Genomic DNA, 2,481 nt, shown 5'->3' with positions numbered 1-2,481 from the left:
CCAAATGGGCAATTCGGCGGATTTCGGATTCGGCGTAACGCATGGTGTCAAAACCCTCACGCTCACCTTTAAAAGCGCCGTCTGGCGCATTTCGAATGCCACGAGGCTGCCCAAAATAAATGTCACCCGTCAATTCACGAAGAATCAACAGGTCTAGCCCTGATACGACCTCAGGCTTGAGCGATGAGGCATTCGCAAGTTCAGGATACAAAATTGCTGGACGGAAGTTGGCAAACAAACCCATGGCCTTGCGCAAACCCAAAATCGCTTGCTCTGGGCGATGTTCGCGTGGCAATTTATCGTACTTCCAATCGCCCACTGCACCAAACAAGACAGCGGCACTTGATTGCGCGAGCGCAAGCGTTGCCGGCGGCAAGGGATGACCGTGCAAATCAAACGCCGTCCCCCCGACGGGGGCATGTTCAAGCGTCAAGGGCAAGTTAAGGGCCGTTAAAACCCGAATGGCTTGCTCAATGATCTCGTGACCGATGCCATCACCGGGCAACACAGCAATTCGGTGACTCATCGACCCACTCCCACCGGTTGCACATTCAACCAAGGATGGCGCGCCAAGCGTTCGGCTTCAAATGCACGGATCTTGTCAGCATGCTTCAGTGTTAAACCAATTTCATCGAGTCCTTTAAGCAAGCATTCTTTGCGAAAGGCATCAATTGAAAAAGCGTAGGCTCGGCCGTCGCCTGTGCGCACCAATTGTTCGGGTAGGTCAATGGTTAGTTCGTAACCGTTAAAACCTTGCACCTCGTCGAACAAACGAGCCACTTCAAGTTCAGTCAAAACAATGGGCAAAAGACCATTTTTAAAGCAGTTGTTGTAGAAAATGTCTGCAAAAGATGGCGCAATCACAGCCCTAAAACCGAATTGTTGCAGCGCCCAAGGGGCATGCTCACGGCTTGATCCGCAGCCAAAGTTCTTTCTCGCCAAAAGGACTGAGGCGCCTTTGTAGCGTGATTGATTCAACACAAAATCAGGGTTCAACGGCCGCTTGGTGTTATCCATGCCAGGCTCGCCGTGGTCAAGATAGCGCAAATCATCAAACAAATTGGGCCCAAAACCTGAACGTTTGATCGATTTTAAAAACTGCTTGGGGATGATCAGATCGGTATCGACGTTCTCTCGATCCATCGGTGCAACCAAGCCTTTGTGTATAGTAAATGCATCCATGTTCAATATATCCTTACGAAGTCTTGGCTCAACTCAGCCGACGAATATCCACGAAGTGACCGGCAATGGCAGCGCCAGCGGCCATTGATGGACTCACCAAATGTGTACGGCCACCTTGTCCTTGCCGGCCTTCGAAATTGCGGTTCGACGTCGAGGCACAACGCTCACCAGGTTCAAGACGGTCGGCATTCATGGCCAAGCACATTGAACATCCCGGTTCACGCCACTCAAAACCGGCGTCGATAAAGATTTTGTCTAAACCTTCTTTCTCGGCTTGCCGCTTCACCAAACCAGAACCTGGCACCACCAAGGCCTGCTTGACGTTCGCGGCTACTCGTTTGCCACGTGCCACAGCAGCAGCGGCACGCAGGTCTTCAATGCGCGAATTCGTACACGAACCAATGAACACACGGTCAATTTTTATCGCGGTGATCGGTGTGTTGGGCTCAAGACCCATGTATAGGAGTGCGCGCTCCATCCCTGAACGTCGAGCGGGGTCTTTTTCTTTGTCAGGGTCTGGTACTTTGGCATCGACAGGCAACACCATTTCAGGTGATGTGCCCCATGTGACTTGGGGCACGATATCCTGCGCGTTGATTTCGACCACACGATCAAAGTGTGCGCCTTCATCAGAATGAAGTGTTTGCCAATATTGAACAGCAGCATCCCAAAGCACACCGCTTGGCGCAAATGGACGACCACGGAAGTAATCAATGGTTTTGTCATCAACCGCAACCATGCCAGAGCGGGCGCCCGCTTCGATGGCCATGTTACAGACGGTCATTCGACCTTCAATGGTTAAATTGCGAATGGTGCTGCCACCAAATTCAATCGCGTGCCCAGTACCACCAGCAGTTCCGATGACGCCGATAATGTGCAAAACCACGTCTTTGGCCGTACAGCCTGCAGGCAATTTGCCTTCGACTTTAATCAGCAGGTTTTTGCTTTTTTTGGCCATCAGTGTTTGAGTGGCCAACACATGCTCAACTTCTGAAGTCCCGATGCCATGAGCCAATGCACCAAAGGCACCGTGGGTACTGGTATGCGAATCACCGCACACCACCGTCATGCCGGGCAATGTGGCGCCTTGTTCAGGGCCAATCACGTGAACGATACCCTGACGCAGGTCATTCATCTTAAATTCCGTCACACCGAATTTTTCGCAGTTGCTGTCTAAAGTATCGACCTGCAACTTGGAAATGGGGTCGTCAATGCCGCCAGCTCTGTTGATGGTGGGCACATTGTGGTCGGCTACCGCCAAGTTGGCGCTGACACGCCAAGGCTTGCGATCGGCGAGCT

At 52.0% G+C, this 2,481-nt stretch carries 3 protein-coding genes; all 3 read right to left on the bottom strand.

Features of this window, described 5'->3' with window-relative positions:
• A partial coding sequence (locus Q0341_RS03075; RefSeq protein ID WP_299510474.1) for an isocitrate/isopropylmalate family dehydrogenase occupies positions 1–526 on the bottom strand: 526 nt, incomplete at its 3' end.
• Positions 523–1,182 carry a 3-isopropylmalate dehydratase small subunit gene (leuD, locus tag Q0341_RS03070; RefSeq protein WP_299510472.1) on the bottom strand — a complete coding sequence of 220 codons (660 nt, stop codon included), beginning with the start codon at positions 1,180–1,182 and terminating at the stop codon, positions 523–525. The genes leuD and Q0341_RS03075, both read right to left, overlap by 4 nt.
• 28 nt (positions 1,183–1,210) lie before the next feature.
• Positions 1,211–2,481 (bottom strand): 3-isopropylmalate dehydratase large subunit (gene leuC / locus Q0341_RS03065; protein ID WP_299510470.1); only part of this gene is annotated, 1,271 nt, incomplete at its 5' end.

It is taken from the genome of uncultured Limnohabitans sp., assembly GCF_937889215.1.
Classification (GTDB): domain Bacteria; phylum Pseudomonadota; class Gammaproteobacteria; order Burkholderiales; family Burkholderiaceae_C; genus Limnohabitans_A.
This window is presented reverse-complemented; position numbering and strand designations above follow the sequence as displayed.

Bases quoted from the DNA above. Each gene is read 5' to 3' on its own strand.
- leuD (WP_299510472.1), bottom strand. From the start codon at position 1,182: ATGGATGCATTTACTATACACAAAGGCTTGGTTGCACCGATGGATCGA.